General features: G+C 68.3%; 19 protein-coding genes and 2 tRNA genes. 7 read left to right on the forward strand and 14 right to left on the reverse strand.

The genetic code is table 11. From position 1 onward, the window contains the following. Positions 1–43 precede the first annotated feature (43 nt). The 4 genes from ACIA1L_RS23200 to ACIA1L_RS23215 all read left to right on the forward strand — a co-directional run bounded on the left by ACIA1L_RS23200 (position 44) and on the right by ACIA1L_RS23215 (position 3,581). Entirely contained in the window at positions 44–1,813 is a 1,770-nt protein-coding gene (locus ACIA1L_RS23200; protein ID WP_396074959.1) for a proline--tRNA ligase, read from the forward strand. Between the two features lie 137 nt (positions 1,814–1,950). Then, on the forward strand, positions 1,951–2,349 hold the full coding sequence (locus tag ACIA1L_RS23205) for a CBS domain-containing protein (RefSeq protein WP_396074960.1): 399 nt from the start codon (positions 1,951–1,953) through the stop codon (positions 2,347–2,349). A gap of 126 nt (positions 2,350–2,475) precedes the next feature. Next, the gene (locus tag ACIA1L_RS23210; protein ID WP_396074961.1) at positions 2,476–2,943 is read left to right on the forward strand and encodes a SufE family protein; all 468 of its coding nucleotides are present in this window, start codon (positions 2,476–2,478) and stop codon (positions 2,941–2,943) included. Continuing rightward, positions 2,940–3,581, forward strand: a complete 642-nt coding sequence (locus ACIA1L_RS23215; protein ID WP_396074962.1) for a DsbA family protein — start codon at positions 2,940–2,942, stop codon at positions 3,579–3,581. The genes ACIA1L_RS23210 and ACIA1L_RS23215 overlap by 4 nt, the downstream gene beginning before the upstream one ends. Before the next feature lie 25 nt (positions 3,582–3,606). Here ACIA1L_RS23215 and ACIA1L_RS23220 read toward each other — a convergent pair whose 3' ends face one another. Next, complete coding sequence (locus tag ACIA1L_RS23220; protein WP_396074963.1) at positions 3,607–4,119, reverse strand: GNAT family N-acetyltransferase; 513 nt, start codon at positions 4,117–4,119, stop codon at positions 3,607–3,609. Between the two features lie 40 nt (positions 4,120–4,159). Beyond that, positions 4,160–4,708, reverse strand: a complete 549-nt coding sequence (locus tag ACIA1L_RS23225) for a YbaK/EbsC family protein (RefSeq protein WP_396075119.1) — start codon at positions 4,706–4,708, stop codon at positions 4,160–4,162. Between the two features lie 128 nt (positions 4,709–4,836). On the opposite strand from ACIA1L_RS23225, the gene ACIA1L_RS23230 reads away from it, so the two are divergent. Then, a complete protein-coding gene (locus ACIA1L_RS23230; protein ID WP_396074964.1) occupies positions 4,837–5,259 on the forward strand; it encodes a hypothetical protein in 423 nt (140 codons plus the stop codon). Positions 5,260–5,268: 9 nt separating this feature from the next. On the opposite strand, the gene ACIA1L_RS23235 is transcribed toward ACIA1L_RS23230, so the two are convergent. Then, a complete protein-coding gene (locus ACIA1L_RS23235) occupies positions 5,269–5,613 on the reverse strand; it encodes an NUDIX domain-containing protein (protein WP_396075120.1) in 345 nt (114 codons plus the stop codon). 140 nt (positions 5,614–5,753) lie between these two features. Here ACIA1L_RS23235 and ACIA1L_RS23240 point away from each other — a divergent pair, with 140 nt between their 5' ends. Beyond that, entirely contained in the window at positions 5,754–6,623 is an 870-nt protein-coding gene (locus tag ACIA1L_RS23240) for a sulfotransferase domain-containing protein (RefSeq protein ID WP_396074965.1), read from the forward strand. Positions 6,624–6,667: 44 nt separating this feature from the next. Here the strand turns inward: ACIA1L_RS23240 and ACIA1L_RS23245 are convergent, their stop codons facing one another. From ACIA1L_RS23245 to gyrB, 9 genes are all read right to left on the reverse strand, one after another. Continuing rightward, a complete protein-coding gene (locus tag ACIA1L_RS23245) occupies positions 6,668–6,805 on the reverse strand; it encodes a hypothetical protein (protein ID WP_396074966.1) in 138 nt (45 codons plus the stop codon). A gap of 187 nt (positions 6,806–6,992) precedes the next feature. Continuing rightward, positions 6,993–7,805, reverse strand: coding sequence for an LPXTG cell wall anchor domain-containing protein (locus ACIA1L_RS23250; RefSeq protein WP_396074967.1), 813 nt, complete (start codon positions 7,803–7,805; stop codon positions 6,993–6,995). A 91-nt stretch (positions 7,806–7,896) separates the two neighbouring features. Beyond that, positions 7,897–8,646: an HAD family hydrolase gene (locus tag ACIA1L_RS23255; protein ID WP_396074968.1), complete on the reverse strand. Its 750-nt coding sequence runs from the start codon at positions 8,644–8,646 to the stop codon at positions 7,897–7,899. Between the two features lie 193 nt (positions 8,647–8,839). Further along, a tRNA-Ala gene (locus ACIA1L_RS23260) sits at positions 8,840–8,912 on the reverse strand. A 40-nt stretch (positions 8,913–8,952) separates the two neighbouring features. Next, on the reverse strand, positions 8,953–9,081 hold the full coding sequence (locus tag ACIA1L_RS23265) for a DLW-39 family protein (protein ID WP_211277715.1): 129 nt from the start codon (positions 9,079–9,081) through the stop codon (positions 8,953–8,955). Positions 9,082–9,121: 40 nt separating this feature from the next. Further along, a tRNA-Ile gene (locus tag ACIA1L_RS23270) sits at positions 9,122–9,195 on the reverse strand. A gap of 134 nt (positions 9,196–9,329) precedes the next feature. Then, on the reverse strand, positions 9,330–10,199 hold the full coding sequence (locus tag ACIA1L_RS23275; RefSeq protein ID WP_396074969.1) for a DUF3566 domain-containing protein: 870 nt from the start codon (positions 10,197–10,199) through the stop codon (positions 9,330–9,332). A 3-nt stretch (positions 10,200–10,202) separates the two neighbouring features. Beyond that, positions 10,203–12,713 carry a DNA gyrase subunit A gene (gyrA, locus tag ACIA1L_RS23280; protein ID WP_396074970.1) on the reverse strand — a complete coding sequence of 837 codons (2,511 nt, stop codon included), beginning with the start codon at positions 12,711–12,713 and terminating at the stop codon, positions 10,203–10,205. A gap of 136 nt (positions 12,714–12,849) precedes the next feature. Then, on the reverse strand, positions 12,850–14,802 hold the full coding sequence (gene gyrB, locus ACIA1L_RS23285) for a DNA topoisomerase (ATP-hydrolyzing) subunit B (RefSeq protein WP_396074971.1): 1,953 nt from the start codon (positions 14,800–14,802) through the stop codon (positions 12,850–12,852). A 580-nt stretch (positions 14,803–15,382) separates the two neighbouring features. Here gyrB and ACIA1L_RS23290 point away from each other — a divergent pair. Further along, complete coding sequence (locus ACIA1L_RS23290; protein WP_396074972.1) at positions 15,383–15,949, forward strand: hypothetical protein; 567 nt, start codon at positions 15,383–15,385, stop codon at positions 15,947–15,949. A 125-nt stretch (positions 15,950–16,074) separates the two neighbouring features. Here the strand turns inward: ACIA1L_RS23290 and ACIA1L_RS23295 are convergent, their stop codons facing one another. Together ACIA1L_RS23295 and recF are read right to left on the reverse strand one after the other, a co-directional pair. Next, positions 16,075–16,560, reverse strand: a complete 486-nt coding sequence (locus ACIA1L_RS23295) for a DciA family protein (RefSeq protein ID WP_396075121.1) — start codon at positions 16,558–16,560, stop codon at positions 16,075–16,077. Positions 16,561–16,624: 64 nt separating this feature from the next. Further along, positions 16,625–17,752, reverse strand: a complete 1,128-nt coding sequence (gene recF, locus ACIA1L_RS23300; RefSeq protein ID WP_396074973.1) for a DNA replication/repair protein RecF — start codon at positions 17,750–17,752, stop codon at positions 16,625–16,627. Position 17,753 lies beyond the last annotated feature (1 nt).

Raw genomic sequence — 17,753 nt, forward strand, 5'->3', positions numbered from 1 at the left:
TAACCGGGTGTCCCGGTCAGTCCGCCTCTCTAGGCTCACGGGCATGCTGCTGCGAATGTCCACGATGCTGCTCAAGACCCTGCGCGAGGACCCGGCCGAAGCTGAGGTGCCGAGCCACCGGCTCCTCCTCCGTGCCGGCTTCATCCGGCGCGCGGCACCGGGCGGTTACACATGGCTGCCGCTCGGCAAGTTGGTGCTCGACCGGGTGACTCAGGTCATTCGTGAGGAGATGGCCGCCATCGACGGGCAGGAGGTGGCCTTCCCAGCGCTGCTCCCCCGCGAGGCCTACGACGTCAGCGGACGCTGGACGGAATACGGTGACGACATCTTCACGCTGAAGGACCGGCGTGGGGCCGACCACCTGCTCGCGCCGACGCACGAGGAGATGTTCGCCCTGCTCGTGCAGGACATGACCAGTTCCTATCGCGACTTTCCGCTGATCCTCTTCCAGGTGCAGACCAAGTTCCGCGACGAGGCGCGTCCCCGGGCCGGGCTGCTGCGCGGGCGCGAGTTCCTGATGAAGGATGCCTACTCGTTCGACCTCTCCGACCAGGGACTGATCGACGCGTACGCCCAGCACCGCGGCGCCTATCAGCGCATCTTCCAGCGCCTCGGCCTGGAGCACAGCATTGTGTCCGCTATGTCCGGCGCGATGGGCGGTTCGGCCTCCGAGGAGTTCCTAGCCGTGGCTGACGTGGGCGAGGACACCTTCGTCGGTTGCACGAGGTGCGACTACGCCGCAAACACCGAAGCCGTCGTCACCCCGGCACCGCCCGCCGACGACCGCGCGCACGGTCCGCTCACGGTGCACGACACTCCGGACACCCCCACGATCGCCTCGTTGGTGGAGCTAGCCAACTCCCGCGCCTTCGACGGCCGCACCGACTGGACGGCCGCCGAGACCTTGAAGAACGTGGTGGTGACGGTCCACCACCCCGGCGCGGAGGACGAGATTCTCGTGCTCGGCATCCCCGGCGACCGTGAGGTGGACCTCAAACGACTCAACGCCGTGCTGAGCCCGGCCACCGCCACCATGTTCGACGACTTCGCGTCCCGGCCCGACCTGGTCCGGGGCTACATCGGCCCGCAGGGCAGCAAGGCGCGCTACCTCGCCGATCCGCGCATCGCCCCCGGCACGTCCTGGCTGACCGGCGCCAACGAGCCGGGCCGCCACGCCACGTCCGTCGTCGCCGGGCGGGACTTCACCCCGGACGGCACGATCGAGGCAGCCGACGTTCGCGCCGGCGACCCCTGTCCTGCCTGCCAGACCCGAGACGCCGACGCCGACGCCGCCGGCACCGCCGGCAGCGGTGAGCTGACCATGCGCCGCGGCATCGAGATTGCGCACATCTTCCAGCTCGGCCGGCGCTACACCGACGTGTTCCAGATCGACGTGCTCGGCGCCGACGGAAAGCCGGTCCGACCCACGATGGGTTCTTACGGCATCGGCGTCTCCCGCGCGGTCGCCGCGATCGTCGAGCAGCACCGCGACGACCGCGGCATCGTCTGGCCCGCCGAGGTGGCCCCGGCGGACGTGCATGTCATCGGCGCCGGCAAGGACGGCCAGATCGAGGCGGCCCTGGCACTGGGCGCCGAGCTGGCCGCGGCAGGCCTGCGGGTGCTGGTCGATGACCGCCGCCACCTGTCGGCCGGCGTCAAGTTCACCGACGCCGAGCTCATCGGCATCCCCCGCTGCGTCGTGGTCGGCCGCCGACTCTCCGACGGGTACGCCGAACTCCGCAACCGCCACACCGGCGACCGCCACGACGTGCCCCTCGCCGAGGTAACCGCCACCCTCCGGCATAACCCGTGACCGCCGCACTTCGGTGTTCGGGCTGGCTCAGCGTCCGGGCCGCGCCCGTCCGACTCGGACACTGAGGGGTGTAGTCGATGCAACTGCCGGGTACCCGGCTGAGAGACAGGCGGACACGAATGCGGGGAGGTGCGGCCGTGGCCAGGACAGCGGTGGCGGATGTGATGACCAGGAAGGTCATCTACCTGCCGGGTGACACGATGCTCGACGAGGCCGCCCAGGTCATGCGGGACCAGGCCATCGGCGACGTCGTGGTCACCAACGGTCCAACGATGGCCGGCCTCGTCACGGACCGCGACATCGTCGTCCGCGCCATCGCAGCGGGCCTGCCGCCGCACGCCACGACGCTGGCGTCCATCGCCTCGGTGGAGCTCATGATGGTCGAGCAGACAGCCACTGTGGAGGAGGCGGTGCAGGCGATGCGCGAGCGCGGCGTTCGTCGTCTCCTTGTGTGCGATGCCGACCGCAACGTGGTCGGCATCATGAGTCTCAGTGACGCCGCGCTCCTGCCCACCTCTGCGCCGGTCGGAGCCTGACATTCGCGTCGGGTGGCGCCCTGAGCCGACGGCCACTCCGCTGCGCCAGTCCCAGCCCGACGCTGGCGTCGAGACGAGGGCCGTCGTTGATCCGCGGGATACCCCTGGGCGCGTAGGGTCGCATCCGTGAGTGACATGCCGCCGAAACTGGCCGAGATCGTCGCCGAGTTCGCCTCCGCGCCGCGTGACGTCGTACTCGAAATGCTGTTGGAATTTTCTGATGCGATGCCGCCGCTGCCGGCGGAGCTCAAGACGCATGAGGGTATGGAGCAGGTGCCGGAGTGTCAGACGCAGTTCTTCCTGCGGGCCGAGGTGCAGGCAGACGACACCGTGCAGACCTGGTTTGACTGTCCGCCTGAGGCGCCGACGACCCGCGCGTTCGCCGGCATTCTCGCCGAGGGTCTGGACGGCGCTCGGGCGGCGGAGATTCTCGCCGTGCCGGACGATCTCTACAGCCGGATGGGGCTGGCTGCGGCGATCACCCCGCTGCGCATCCGGGGCGGAACCGCGATCCTGGGTCGGCTCAAACGACAGATCCGCGATCAGCACAGCCCCGGCCAGCAGGGCCGCGACCAGGAAGACGCACCCGCATGAACATCGAAGTCTGGTCCGACGTGATCTGCCCCTGGTGCTACGTGGGCAAGCGTCGCTTGGAGACGGCGATGCAGCACTTCGGTGGGGACGCGACCGTCACTTTCCGCGCGTACCAACTGGATCCGTCTCCGGTCCCGGAGCCGATGCCGCTCAGGGAGGCCTTGGCGGCGAAGTTCGGTGGCGCGCAGCGCGCCGACGAGATGTTTGCGCATGTCAGCTCGGTGGCCGCAGCAGACGGCCTGGTCCTGAACTTCGACCGGGCGATCCACGCCAACACGTTCGATGCGCATCGGCTGATCGCCTGGGCGGCCGGCCAGGACCTGCAGCTCATGATGATCGAAGCGGTGCAGCAGGCGCACTTCACCGACGGCGCGGACATCGGCTCGCATGCGGTTCTGGCCGGACTTGCGGCATCGGTCGGGTTGGACGAGCAGGCCGCCCGCAGCTACCTCGCCACCCCGGCCGGCACGGACGCGGTAAACGCTGATCTCGCCGAGGCGCGCGAGCTGGGTATCACGAGCGTGCCCACGTACGTCATCGACCGGAAGTATGTGGTGCAGGGAGCCCAAGCGGTGCCGGTGCTGCAGACGGCCCTGGAAGAGATCGCCCGCCGCGAGGCAGTCGACACTCATCAATGATGTTCCACGTGAAACATCATCGGAACTAGTCGATGGCTGGCCGAGTCATGGCGATCCGCTCCGCGGGGTCCAGTCCGTGCTCGGCTTCCGTCGCCATGAGGCGCACCAACTCCGGACCACGCGCATCGGCCGCCACCTCGACAAACCCAAGCCGCGCATAGTAGGGACCATTCCACGGCACCCCGCGAAACGTCGTCAGGGTCACGGCCGGGAGACCCTGTCCCGCCGCCCACCGCCCGACGTGGTCCAGCAGGTCACGACCCAAACCCCGTCGCGCGTACGCCGGATCGACGCTCACCTGCTCCACGTGCGCCAGCCCGTCCACGAGCTCGACCAGCACAAACGCGACGGGCGTGTCCGCGTCACCAACGACAACCCAGCCCCGCCCCGCGTGCACGAACCGGGACAGTTCATCGGCTGACGGCACCGGATGCGCGGCGATCTCTGGCCTGCCGACGTCCCGGAACAGCGCGCCGGCCCGCTCCTCTATCGCCCGTACCGCAGCAAGGTCCTGGACCCGCATCGCCCGAATCACCACCGGCCGAGCCAAGCAGCCGGGCCGCCGAGCAGTCCAGCGATTAACCTTCCCGCGCCAGGCCGTCGATGACCTCGGCACCGGGCAACGCCCCGAGCGCCGGCCCGGCAATAGCGATCTTGCTGTGTCGCACTCCGGACCCGATGATCACGTGGGGCATCGCCACCACCCGCGCGTCGACCAGCACCGGCCAGTCCTTCGGCAGCCCGATCGGGGTGATCCCGCCGTACTCCATGCCGGTCAGCCGCACCGCGTCATCCATCGGCGCGAAGCTGGCCTTGCGCACGTCCAGCCAGCGCCGCACCACCCCGTTCACGTCGGCCCGGGTCGTGGCGAGCACGACACACGCTGCGTACCGGGTGACCTCACCGCGCCGCCCGGCCACGATCACGCAGTTGGCCGACTCTTCCAGCCCGACCCCGTACGCCGCACAGAACTCCGCGGTATCCGCCAGCTCCCCGTTGATCGGCGCGACTAGCACCTGGTCCCCGTCGATCGGCGCCTCCACCGGCCACACCTCGAGGGCCGCGGCCACGGGCGCGGCCAACAGCTCAAGCCGGGAGATCGCGGGTTCGAGCTTCAGAGTTCCCATCACGACCGCCATCCTCCCCCGCCCACCGCGCCCCCACCACCCGAGTCACGCCCACGATGACCATCGCACCGACCTCGAAACCGTCCTCCCGCTCAGCCATCGCGCGATCTTGCCGACCGTCAGGGGTTGTGAGGGAGAGACGCAGCGGGCGGATCGGGACCGTCAGTGGCCTCGCACTCCTCGTTGGCGGCACCGCCGTCGCCGCAGTCGCCGGCGGAACGCATTCCATCTTCGCGACGATCATGCTCGGCCTGCTCGCGATGAGCCTCGGTCACGCGCTGGTCACCGAGATCCAACGCCAGGCCCGCCGGCAAACCGTGAGCTGGACAGCCGCCGACACGGTCAACGCCATCCTGCTCCTGGCCTGGTCGGTGGTCGCCCTCACCGGCACGATCCTGGCTAACGGCCCGCTCCCGGTCCGAGCTGTCGGCCTCGCCCTTTCCCTTTCGTACGCCCTCAGCGCCGCCTACTTCGTCAGAGACCGCCGCCGCACCATCACACGCCTCGCCGCCCCGGCTGTCACTGTCCCCACACCGGCCGAGTCGCGCTGAACTCGCCGCTCAGTCCAGGCGAAGCGCCACGATCATCGGAAAGACGGGCACCAGCCCGGCACCGTCGAGCCCGACTTCCGGCAGCGGCACCCAGTCCATCCCAATCGGCTCCGGCCCGGTCACGTGCGGCCCCAACACCGGCTCGCCATCGGCCACCGTGCAGGCAAACACCGAGGTCATCCCCGACGGGTACGGCAGGTCCTGCACGTAACGGGCCTCCTTCACCACGAGGCCCACTTCTTCCAGCACCTCTCGACGCACCGCGTCCTCGGCGGTCTCGCCGTCGTCGATCCCGCCGCCCGGCAGCGTCCACCACTCCCGGCCGCCGTCGCGCCGGCTCCGCTCGTGCACCATCAGCACCCGCCGATCCCGGACTATGATCGCCGCAGCTCGCCTCCGTCCACTCACGAGGGAAAGGCTACCCACCGCACGACGCCAGCGCCCGTCCATGATTTCTCTAGCGGACCCGCAAGGCTTCTCCTAGATTGGGCCGAATGCGCTACCGGTCTGCCGACGAAGACAGTGCCCGCTGGGACGACTTCCCGTTCCGCGCCGGCGACATCGTGATCAGCACCCGATCAAAGAGCGGCACCACCTGGGCTCAAATGATCTGCGCACTCCTCGTGTTCCAAGATCCCGAACTGCCGGCCCCGCTGTCAGAGCTGTCACCCTGGCTCGACTGGCTCATCCTGCCCCGTGCCGACATGTACGCCCGCCTCGAAGCCCAGCAGCACCGGCGCTTCATCAAGACGCACACCCCACTTGACGGCCTACCGCTGGACCCCCGTGCCACGTACCTCGTCGTCGCCCGGCACCCGCTGGACCTGGCGGTCTCCCTCTTTCACCAGAGCGCCAACCTCGACCGGGCCCGCATGGCCGCACTCCTCGGCACCCCCACCCCGACGGGCACCCGGCCCACCCGCTCCCCGCACGAAGCCCTGATCGCCTGGATCGACCGGGACGTAGAACCCGCCGACGCCCTTGACTCACTCCCCGGCGTCATGTGGCACCTCCGCGACGCCTGGGCACGCCGCAATGACCCCAACATCGTGCTCATCCACTACGCCGACCTAGTGAATGACCTGGACGGGGAAATGCGCCGGCTCGCCCACCGCCTCAGCATCGACGTACCGGAGCAGCGCTGGCCCACCCTCGTCCAGGCAGCCAGCTTCGCCCACATGCGCGAACGCGCCGAAACTCTGGCCCCGGACCCGAGCGGCATCATGCAAAGCCGCACCGCCTTCTTCCGGCGAGGCAGCTCCGGCGCCGGACGCGAACTCCTCACCGCCGAAGAGTTCGCCCACTACGAGCAGCGCGCGGCCGCGTTGGCACCCCCAGACCTGCTGACCTGGCTCCACCGCTGACCTGGACCGACGTTCTCAGCTCAGTCGGACCGCACCGCCGCCGGCTAGGCTCCCGGCCCCCGCCTGCCTCTGCGTACGTCATTTCGACGCTTGAGGGCGTAGACGACAAGTCCCGCAGCGACCAGCACGGTCGAGACGGCGCAGAGCAGCAGCATCAGCTGCCACGGCTTGATAGCTCCCACGCGCGGGACCTTAGCAACGGTTGGAAGCCACGCTCAGCCCGGTGACTGACAACCCGCACCGGTCAGCGCCAGGTGCGGGTTGTCAGTGCGGTCAGCGCAGGCCACGCTGAACCAGCCTGAATGCGGAGCCTCGCGACAACCGCGCTGCCCCGACGAACTCAGAGGTGTCGGAGGCGCATCGGTTCAGCTAGGCCACGAAGCGGGAACGACGTCGCCGTCCGATCAGATACCCGACGCCGCCGAGAAGCAGGAGCGCACCGCCGACACCGGCCACGGCCCCGGTGTTGGAACCGGTCACCGGCAGCCCACCGTCCTTGCCGCCTCGATCGTCGCCGGAGTTGCCGCCAGGCGCATTCGGGCTGGGAGCGGCAGTGCCAGGGACGCCAGCGCCGGCGGAAGAGGCGGGCGTAGGTGCACCGGTCGCCGGGACGCTGACCTCGCCGCTCGGCTTCGCTACCGGCTGACCGGCATCGCTCGGCGTCGGCTGAACCGCCCCGCTCGGCGTGGCAACCGGCTGAGCGGCGCAGTCCAGCGTCCGTGCGGCATACAAGCCGTCATTCAAGTACGCCAGGTAGACATCGACAGCTCCGTCGCGGAGCACTTTCTGCGCAGCGGTATCCACGTTCTTGCCGGCGTCCGTCAGCGTCCGGACCACCGAGACCCGCAGGGCCATCGTCCAAGCCTTCAGTACGTCCGTCTTGAGGAATGCGCGCAAGTCGACCGCGGCGCCGTCCAGCCCCTTCTGCAGCGCGTCAGGCAGAACGGGCAGCGAGTCGCGCTCCGCCGCTGCATAGATCTGGTTAGCCAGAATCCGGACCTGCGTATCGGTGGCTGCGTCCAGATCGGTCGCAAGAAGCTTGCGAATGTCCTGGTAGACCTTGCGCTCAACCGTCTGACACGCGGCGTTGACCGCGGGCGGCTCAGTTTGCGCAGCAGCCGGAGCCGCCGGAACGAAAAAAGCCAGCGCCGTCAGGACGCCAGCCGAAGTCTTCCACCGCACAGGTCTTCCTCCCCGTTACACGCCAAAGCATGGCGATGTTACTGGCGGGGAGAACGAGAGCAAGCGTTGATCGACTGTGACCTGCAGCCAACTACAGCCTGCAGTGATCCCGTAACCAAATCACCCAGAGAACGCCATCGGGGAACGACCATCTCAGCACGCCGTTGGGCATCATCCGAGTATTCCTGCGCGCCGCTCCGGTGGTGACAGCCGCCACAAAACGCAAACGAAAACCCAGTAAGTTGGCGTAGCCAATGCAGCGGATCCCGACAGCATTGGCGACCTGCACGTCGGTCGTGGAGTCGCCGACCAAGGTCGGGTTCCACGGCGCTGCATCCATCCCGGTCATCGTCATCGTGACCAGGTGGCCGCTGGGCTTCATCAGCTCCGGCCCCATGCCGTCGTAGCGGCCCGTGATGCGGTCGAACATGTCCTTCAGATCAGCGCGGTCCAGGTACTCGCGCATAGCAGCGACGGAGTTGTTGCTGACGACGCCGAGACGACGGCCGGAGTCGCGGGCAGCCAGGAGCATATCGTCGGCGTACGGCGTGGGGGACGCGGATCGGGCAGCTCTTTCTTCTGCTTCTTGAAGTGCCTCCGACACGGCGGCAGCCACGTCGCCCGGCATAACAGCGGAAGCCCGTAGGACTTCAAGCGGATCCGTCTCAGATCGCAAGGGAAGCTGGGATGGCGACGTCCCCGTTCCCCCCAGGATGTGGAGCAACCCGGCCGCGGCCTCGGGAGCTGGCAGCCCGGAGCAGATCGAGTAGATGGGGCCATCGAAGTCCAGGAGCAAGGTCCGCGTGTGAGCAACGACGTCGCCGAGACGCTGATCGTTCACGGGCGGTACTCCCGACCGATGGTGTTCCAGACGCTGTCACCACGGAGACCTACGTGCACTCCTGGCGCCGCCGCGGGATCGTCGGTGAGGCGCTGAAACCGACTGTCGTCGACCGGTGGGACATTCCGAAGTGTCCCCGACGTGTCCCTAATGATCGAGGAACTACGTTTTGCCTGGTCACAGGCTTGAAAAGTGGAGCCCAGGGGACTTGAACCCCTAACCCCCGCCTTGCAAAGGCGGTGCTCTGCCAGTTGAGCTAGGGCCCCCGGAACTCCGGGGCTCTGTGGCCCGGAGTGGAAACCGGGCTCAGCGCAGGTCGGGTGCGGTGGTGGCCTCGTGCCAGAGGGCCCGCTCGTCGCTGGAGGCCTTGACCCTCTTGACGACGAGGGCGGCGGCGCCGACGATGCCGGCGACGATCAGAAGCTTCTTCAGCATTGCCGGGTCCCCTTTGATCTGCGGCGGAGGACGTGCACGGTGGGGCTAGCTGGAATCGAACCAGCGACCTCAGAGTTATCAGCTCTGCGCTCTAACCGACTGAGCTATAGCCCCGTGACAGCGAGACGAAGGTTACCGTACCCGCCGCCGGTCGCCCAAATCGGGGTGCCTGTGCCGGGTTGGCTCGGCCTGGAAACGCAGCGGCCGCTGCCCTGGGAGGGGCAGCGGCCGCGTGGCGTGGGGTCCGGTCAATCCCGTTCGGCGAGCGTCAGTTCGACGCCGCCCACCAGGTCTGCGCAGACGTTGTAGATGAACGCGCCGAGGGTGGCGAGCGCGGTGAAGAGCACCACGTTCACGGCACCGATGAGCATGGAGGTGCCGATGACGCCCCAGGCGGTGATGCGGAAGCCGCCACCGCTGGAGCCGGTGCCGCCGCTGGCGTTGACGAGGCTCTGCAGGCTCTTGTTGACCTCGCTCCAGACGCCCATGGCGTCGAGGGCGAGGTAGAGCACCGAGGTCGCTACGACCACGACGATGAACAGGACGACGGAGACGGCGAAGGCGAACTTCATCACGGACCAGGGGTCGATCCGCTTGAGGTTCAGTCGGGCGCGCCGGGGTCCGCGGGCAGCCGTGGCCGCGGCAACGGGTGAACGCGCCGTACGCACAGCTTCGGAGACCCGGGCCGCACCCACCGCGGCGGCACCGCTTGCCGGCGCACCGCTTGCCGGGGTCTTGGGCGCCGCACCGGGGCGCTGCGGGACCGTGGCCGGCTTGGCCGGGGGTGGTGTCACCGCGGCGCGACCGGACTGGGCCGGCTGGGCCGGGGTGCCGCCACTCTTGCCCTTGGTGACGATGGGCACGGTGGCCGAGCCCTTCGCCGCGGAGCCGGCCGGCCGCTTGCCTTCGGCCGGTGCCTCCTTGTCGGTGCTGGGCTCGCCCGGCGGCGGGGCCATGCCCGGGGCGCGGGTGAACTTCGGGGCCGGGGCGTCCGCGGGAACCGCGGCGCGACCTGCAGCGTCCTGCCCCTTCGCCGCGGAGCCGTCTTTCTTCGACTCCGCACCGACGGAAGACGCCGAGGGCCCCGAACCTCCCGACTTCGCCTGTGTCTCCGGCATCAACTAGTCCTGTTCGTCAGGCTCGTCGGCATTACGAGCAAGCGCCACGATGGTTACACCTTCTGGGAGGTCCATCAGCTTGACCCCCATTGTGTTCCGATCCCGCGTGCGCCGTACAGGCTTCACGGGAGTCCGGATGACACCACCATTGCTGGTGATGGCAAACAGTTCATCCTCCGGGTCGATGACCAGCGCTCCGACGAGCCCGCCACGACGCTCCGTGATCTTGGCCGTCAGTACGCCCTTACCGCCCCGCCCCTGCACGGGGTACTCCTCGATCGGCGTCCGCTTGGCATACCCGCCGTCCGTGGCGACCAAAACGTCCAGGCCTTCGCGAACCACTTCCATGGCGAGCAGCTCGTCGGCCTCCCCGAAGCGCATGCCGATCACCCCGGAGGTGGCCCGTCCCATCGGCCGCAGCGCCTCGTCGGTGGCGTTGAACCGGATGGCCTGGGCCTTCTTCGACACCAGGAGCAGGTCGTTCTCCGAGGCGGCCAGCGCGGCGCCCACCAACTCGTCATCCTCCCGCAGGTTGATGGCGATGATGCCACCACTGCGGTTGGAGTCAAATTCCTCGAGTCGGGTCTTCTTCACCAGGCCATTCTTAGTGGCGAGCACAAGGTACGGCTCCACCTGGTAGTTCGGGATCTGGATCACCTGGGCGATGTGCTCGTCCGGCTGGAAGGCCAGCAGGTTGGCGACGTGCTGCCCCTTCGCAACCCGGTTAGCTTCGGGAAGTTCGTACGCCTTTGCCCGGTATACCCGGCCCTTGTTCGTGAAGAATAGGATCCACGAGTGGGTCGAGATGACGAAGAAGTGGCTGACGATGTCGTCCTGCCGCAGCGACGCACCACTCACGCCCTTGCCGCCGCGCTTCTGCGAGCGGTAGAGGTCGACCTTCGTCCGCTTGGCGTAGCCGGTCCGTGTGATTGTCACCACCACGTCTTCGCGGGTGATGAGGTCTTCCATCGAGACTTCACCGTCGAACGGGATGATCTGGGTGCGCCGCTCGTCGCCGAACCGGTTGACGATCTCGGCGAGCTCCTCGGCGACGATGGCCCGCTGCCGCTCCGGCTTGGCCAGGATGTCCTTGAGGTCGGCGATCTCGAGCTCGATGGAGGCCAGCTCGTCGATCATCTTCTGCCGCTCGAGCGCCGCGAGGCGGCGCAGCTGCATGTCCAGGATCGCCTGGGACTGCACCTGGTCGATGTCGAGCAGCTGGATCAGGCCCTGGCGGGCGTCCTCCACCGTCGGCGAGCGCCGGATCAGCGCGATGACCTCGTCGAGCATGTCGAGCGCCTTGACCAGGCCGCGCAGGATGTGCGCGCGCTCCTCGGCCTTACGCAGCCGGAACGCGGTCCGCCGGCGGATGACCTCGATCTGGTGCTCGACGTAGTGCCGGATGAACTGCGCCAGGTTGAGCGTGCGCGGCACGCCGTCGACCAGCGCCAGCATGTTGGCGCCGAACGTCTCCTGCAGCTGGGTGTGCTTGTAGAGGTTGTTCAGCACGACCTTCGCGACCGCGTCACGCTTCAAGACCAAGATCAAGCGCATGCCCGTACGCCCAGAGCTCTCGTCCCGGATGTCGGCGATGCCGGTGAGCTTGCCTTCCTTGACCAGCTCGGCCACCCGCTCGGCGAGGTTGTCCGGGTTGACCTGGTACGGCAGCTCGGTGACCACGAGGCAGGGACGACCCCGAGCGTCCTCTTCGACCTCCACCACGGCACGCATGCGGATCGAGCCGCGACCGGTGCGGTAGGCGTCCTGAATCGCCTGCTGGCCGACGATCAGGCCCTTGGTCGGGAAGTCGGGACCCTTGACGATCTCCAGCAGCGCGTCGAGGGTCGTGGCCTCGTCGGCCTCCGGGTTGTCGAGGCACCACTGCACGGCCCCGGCGATCTCGCGCAGGTTGTGCGGCGGGATCTTGGTGGCCATACCGACGGCGATGCCCTCGGAGCCGTTGACCAGCAGGTTCGGGAAGCGCGCCGGCAGGATCGTCGGTTCTTTGGTACGCCCGTCGTAGTTGTCCTGCATGTCGACGGTGTCCTCGTCGATGTCCCGCAGCATCTCCATGGCGAGCGGCGAGAGCTTCGACTCGGTGTAGCGCATGGCGGCCGGCGGGTCGTTACCCGGCGAGCCGAAGTTGCCGTTGCCGTCGATCAGTGGGTAGCGCAGCGACCAGGGCTGCCCCATCCGGACGAGCGCGTCGTAGATCGACGAGTCGCCGTGCGGGTGGTAGTTGCCCATGACGTCGCCGACGACGCGGGCGCACTTGACGTAGCCACGGTCCGGGCGGAAACCCGAGTCGTACATCGCGTACAGGATCTTGCGGTGCACCGGCTTGAGGCCGTCGCGCACGTCCGGCAGGGCGCGACCGACGATGACGCTCATGGCGTAGTCGAGGTACGACCGCTGCATCTCGACTTCGAGGCCGACCGGCTCGACGCGCTGGCCCACGCCGCCGCCGGTGTCGGGCTGCGGCTCCTCGGCGGGGTTCTCGGGAGTATCCGTCACAGTTGACCCTTACTTACGGTCGAACCCGACAAACGGGTCCGAGCTACGCATTTCGCTGTGGATAACGCTGTGGAAAGCAGTGGAACGCTGTGCATAACCCGAGGTGAGCGGCGTTATGGGCGCCGCTCACCGCAGATCAGATGTCGAGGAAGCGCACGTCCTTGGCGTTGCGCTGGATGAACGAGCGACGGGCCTCCACGTCCTCGCCCATGAGCACGCTGAACAGCTCGTCGGCCGTCGCCGCGTCGTCCAGCGTGACCTGGCGCAACGTCCGCGTGGCCGGGTCCATCGTCGTGTCCCACAGCTCGTGGAAGTTCATCTCGCCGAGACCCTTGAACCGCTGAATGTCGTCCGGCTTGGCGTTCGCCTTCTTCTGCTGGCGCAGGGCGATCAGGCCGTCCCGCTCGCGGTCCGAGTACGCGTACTGCGCGTCGTCCCCACGCTTGTTCCACTTGATCTTGTAGAGCGGCGGCGCCGCCAGATAGACGTGCCCCAGCTCGACCAGCGGCCGCATGAAGCGGAACAGCAGGGTCAGCAGCAGCGTCTGAATGTGCTGGCCGTCCACGTCCGCGTCGGCCATCAGCACGATCTTGTGGTAGCGCAGCTTGGCGACGTCGAATTCCTCGTGGATGCCGGTGCCCAGCGCGGTGATCAGCGACTGGACCTCGTTGTTCTTCAGCACCCGGTCGATCCGGGCCTTCTCCACGTTGAGGATCTTGCCGCGGATCGGCAGGATCGCCTGGATCTGACTGTCCCGGCCCTGCTTCGCCGAGCCACCGGCCGAGTCGCCCTCGACGATGAACAGCTCGGACACCCGCGGGTCGGTCGACTGGCAGTCGGCCAGCTTGCCCGGCATCGACCCCGACTCCAGCAGCGACTTGCGCCGGGCCAGCTTGCGGGCCTGCTGCGCGGCGATCCGGGCGCGGGCCGCCTGGGACGCCTTGGTGATGATCTGCTTCGCGTCCGCCGGGTTGCGGTCGAACCAGTCGGCGATCTGCTCGTTCGCGATCTTCTGGACGAAGCCCTTCATGTCCGTGTTGCCGAGCTTCGTCTTCGTCTGACCCTCGAACTGCGGGTTCGCCAGCTTCACCGAGATGATCGCGGCGAGGCCTTCGCGGATGTCCTCACCCGACAGCTTCTCGTCACCCTTGAGCAGCTTCTTCTCCGCGCCGTACCGGTTGACGATGCTCGTCAGCGCGGCCCGGAAGCCCTCCTCGTGGGTGCCACCCTCGTGGGTGTTGATCGTGTTGGCGAAGGTGTAGACCGACTCGCCATACGACTCGTTCCACTGCATCGCGATCTCGAGCGCCATGCCCTCGTCGTTGGCCTCGGCCTCGAACTCGATCACGGTCTTGTGGATGGCGCTCTTCGTGTGGTTCAGGTGCCGGACGAAGTCGGCGATGCCGTTCTCGTACATGAAGGTGACCCGGCGTGCCTCGCCGTTCTCGTCGCGGGATTCCTCGCGCTCGTCGACCAGGTTGATGGTCAGGCCCTTGTTGAGGAAGGCCATCTCCTGGATCCGCCGGTAGATCGTCTGGAAGTCGAACTCGACCGTCTCGAAGATCGTCGGGTCCGGCCAGAACTGCACGGTCGAGCCGGTCTTGTCGGTCGTCTCGCCCTTGTCCAGCGGGCCCGGCTTCGACGCCGTGTACTTCTGCCGGTACACGTTGCCGGACTTGTGGATCTCCACGGCCATCCGGGTGGAGAGCGCGTTCACCACGGAGACACCGACGCCGTGCAGACCGCCGGAGACGGCGTACGCCTTGCCGTCGAACTTGCCGCCCGCGTGCAGGACGGTCAGCGCGACCTCGACACCCGGCTTCTTCAGCTTGGGGTGCAGGTCGACCGGGAAACCACGGCCGTTGTCGGTGACCGAGACGCCGCCGTCGGCCAGCAGGACCACGTCGATGGTGTCGCAGTGGCCGGCGAGCGCCTCGTCGACCGCGTTGTCCACAACCTCCCAGACCAGGTGGTGCAGGCCGCGCTCGCCGGTCGAGCCGATGTACATACCGGGGCGCTTGCGGACCGCCTCGAGGCCTTCGAGCACGGTGATGGACTCGGCACCGTATTCCTGCTTGTTCTCTGCCACCCTCGGCCACTTTCTCGCACCGGTCCCGCGAAGGCCCGGCCACGGGGTTGGCGGGAACCCCCAGGCGTCCGGCAGGCACGGCACACCACGGATGAGCGAGCCGCGAGAAAGGAGGCGGACCACCGGTGGAGCCGAGCGCGCCGGTCGCCGCGGTGGTCCCGCGGATCGTGATCGGCTGGAAAAATGCGTAGCGTGACGAAGACTCGCCCTCCTTGGGCGCACGGCACGGGCCACACTTTCCCGGTCTTCGGCGATTCTACTCCGTCCGGGCGAGTTATCGGGGGTCCGGCACCCTCGTACGGGCGCCTCAGATTGCCGTAGCGCCCCGGAGGCCTGTTCCCACGGGTCCCCCTACACGGAAGAAGCCTTCCCCGCAACAGTGCACCATCCGGCGGACACTCGCCGGAGTCACACCCGCGTCGCTGCAACGCCACGCGCTGCGACACTGCCGCGCGCCTGTCGGCCGGAGTGTCGTAACCTCGCCCGCGCGGGCCGATGCATGGCCGGACGACCCGCAGCCGCACGGAAGCGATCCCACCGGGCGGGTCCGCAGCCGGCAGTCGAGGAGAGGTGGAGCCCCATGGCGCACGACAAGGGGCTGGACAACGTCGCCGTGCACTGGCCGCGGACGAACCGGTTCTACGACCCGGTCGCCCCAGCCGAGTTCGTCGACTTCGGCGCCGTCGCGGACGCGCCGGACATCGCCGCGCCCACCGGCGCGCTCGCCCTGCACATCGCCAAGACCGGCACCGTACGCGCGACCGCCTATACCGAGCTCGTCGACCTGCTCCTCGGCCTCGAAGGCGTCCTCTACGCCACCGACGCCGCGGCCGAGGACGAGGATCCGGTGATCGACCCGGACGGCTGCGCCTGGATCGCCGGCGGCCTCGAACGCTTCGTGGAAGGCCACCAGCCGCACGGCGACCTGGTCACCTTCGACAGCGTCGCCGACGTCATGCGCGCCGCGGTGGCTGCCGGCCGGCTCGCCGAACAACAGCTCCGCTGGCTGGACCACCGCCTGTCAGCCCTGCGCGACGAGGCCGGCAATGCCCCGCACTGGAGCTTCGCCCGCACCGAGCTAGCCATCCTGGCCGGCTTCTACCGCCGCTGCGCCGACCGCGGCTATGCCGTTTTTGCTGACTACTGATCGAAGTCAGCGAGGAGCGAATTGCCGCGCCGATGAGTTCGGGCGTCCGGGCGGCCAGGCGAAGCCGACGGCGTCCGGGCGCCCGAACTCATCGGCTCTCAGCGGCGCATGAGCGATCGAGCGCATTAGCCGTAGGTGTCTCTCGGGCCTCTGCCTTGAACTTTGCGGGGGCCGCGGTTCCAGGAAGGCGCGGCGGGACCGTGGATGTTGAGCCGGGTCACGACGTTGTGGCCGACCTCGGCGGCGATGCTGCGCAACAGCGTGGCGGCGAGCATGCGCAGCTGGGTGGCCCAGGCAGTGGACTCCGCTTCGACCGTGAGGACGCCGCCCTCGAGCTTGATCGGGTTGCTGTGTTTGGCGATGTCCGAGCCGACGACCTTCTCCCAGGCGCCAAAGACGGTGGCCTCCGCGGCGGGTTTCTGCCAGCCGCGTTGTTTCATGATCCGTTCGAGGACCGAGCCGAAGAGCTGCGGGTCGCGGGGGTCCGGGCCTGGACCGGAATAGCCGCGCAGGCGGCGGCCCTCACCCTCGGCATTGACCGTACGGCGGCGTGGCGCTTGCTGGGCGGCTCGGCGCTTAGCCAGAGCAGCGTCCAGCACGGCTCGGGCCAGCTCCGGGCCGGTCTGTCCCGGCGGGAGCCCTGAGCCGTCCGCTGCGCCCTTCTCCGCGGGTGTCTCAGACACGGGTCACCGTTCCTGCTCCGACGTCGTAGCGGGCGCCCTGGAGCGCCGCCGGGACATCCTCCGCCACTGCGCAGGTCACCAGCAACTGCGCAGCGTCGGAGACCAGGGCGGCGAGGCGTTCTCGGCGGCCCGCGTCGAGCTCGGCAAAAACGTCGTCGAGGACCAGAACCGGCTCAATGCCATCGGTACGCAGCAGTTCGTAGGCTGACAGCCGCAGCGCCAGCGCGAACGACCACGACTCACCGTGGCTCGCGTACCCCTTGGCCGGGAGGTCGCCGAGGGTCAGAGTGAGGTCGTCGCGGTGGGGACCGACCAGCGTGACTCCGCGTTCGATCTCCGCCTGCCGGCGGTCCGCGAGCGAAGCGAGCAGCGCAGTCTCCAGCGCCGGGCGGTCCGGTGCCAGGCCGTCGCCGAGGCGTGATGCGTACGCAATCGTCGCCGACGTCCGCCCGGCCGCCACCGCGTCGTAGGCCTTGGTCAGGTGCGGGCCGAGCGCCGCCACCAACTCGAGCCGCCCGGCCAGCAGCTCGGCCCCGTGGTGCGCGAGATGCTGGTCCCACACCGCGAGGGTCGACAGGTCCTGGCCCCGGTTGCCGCCGACCTTGCGAGTCAGGTAGGCCGTGCGCAGTAATGCATTCCGCTGCTTCACGACTCGGTCGTAATCGGCACGAACCCCGGCATACCTGGGCTGACGGGCCACCAGCAACTCGTCGAGATAGCGCCGCCGCTCCCCCGGATCACCGCGCACCAGCTCGAGATCCTCCGGCGCGAAGAGCACCATGCGAAGAGCACCCAAAATCTCCCGCGATCTGCGTACGGGAGAACGGTTGAGCCTCGCCCGGTTCGCCTTGCCCGGGACGATCTCCAACTCGACCAGCAATTCGCGTCCATCGTGGACGATCGCACACCTGATCACCGCAGCTGTCGCGCCTGCGCGCACCAAGGGCGCATCCGTCGCCACTCGGTGACTGTCCAAAGTGGCGACATAGCCGAGGGCTTCGACCAGGTTCGTCTTACCCATCCCGTTCTGGCCGACCAGCACCGCGACGCCCGGGTCGAGGTCGACCGCCACCCGCTCGTACGAGCGGAAATCGGTCAGCTCGACCCGGCGCACGTACATG

This window comes from Actinoplanes sp. NPDC051859, from assembly GCF_044452725.1.
GTDB lineage: Bacteria > Actinomycetota > Actinomycetes > Mycobacteriales > Micromonosporaceae > Actinoplanes.

Bases quoted from the DNA above. Each gene is read 5' to 3' on its own strand.
- ACIA1L_RS23235 (WP_396075120.1), bottom strand. From the start codon at position 5,613: ATGGTGCACGAGCGGAGCCGGCGCGACGGCGGCCGGGAGTGGTGGACG.
- ACIA1L_RS23265 (WP_211277715.1), bottom strand. From the start codon at position 9,081: ATGCTGAAGAAGCTTCTGATCGTCGCCGGCATCGTCGGCGCCGCCGCC.
- recF (WP_396074973.1), bottom strand. From the start codon at position 17,752: ATGTACGTGCGCCGGGTCGAGCTGACCGATTTCCGCTCGTACGAGCGG.
- ACIA1L_RS23275 (WP_396074969.1), bottom strand. From the start codon at position 10,199: ATGCCGGAGACACAGGCGAAGTCGGGAGGTTCGGGGCCCTCGGCGTCT.
- ACIA1L_RS23215 (WP_396074962.1), top strand. From the start codon at position 2,940: ATGAACATCGAAGTCTGGTCCGACGTGATCTGCCCCTGGTGCTACGTG.
- ACIA1L_RS23225 (WP_396075119.1), bottom strand. From the start codon at position 4,708: ATGGGAACTCTGAAGCTCGAACCCGCGATCTCCCGGCTTGAGCTGTTG.
- ACIA1L_RS23200 (WP_396074959.1), top strand. From the start codon at position 44: ATGCTGCTGCGAATGTCCACGATGCTGCTCAAGACCCTGCGCGAGGAC.
- ACIA1L_RS23290 (WP_396074972.1), top strand. From the start codon at position 15,383: ATGGCGCACGACAAGGGGCTGGACAACGTCGCCGTGCACTGGCCGCGG.
- ACIA1L_RS23240 (WP_396074965.1), top strand. From the start codon at position 5,754: ATGCGCTACCGGTCTGCCGACGAAGACAGTGCCCGCTGGGACGACTTC.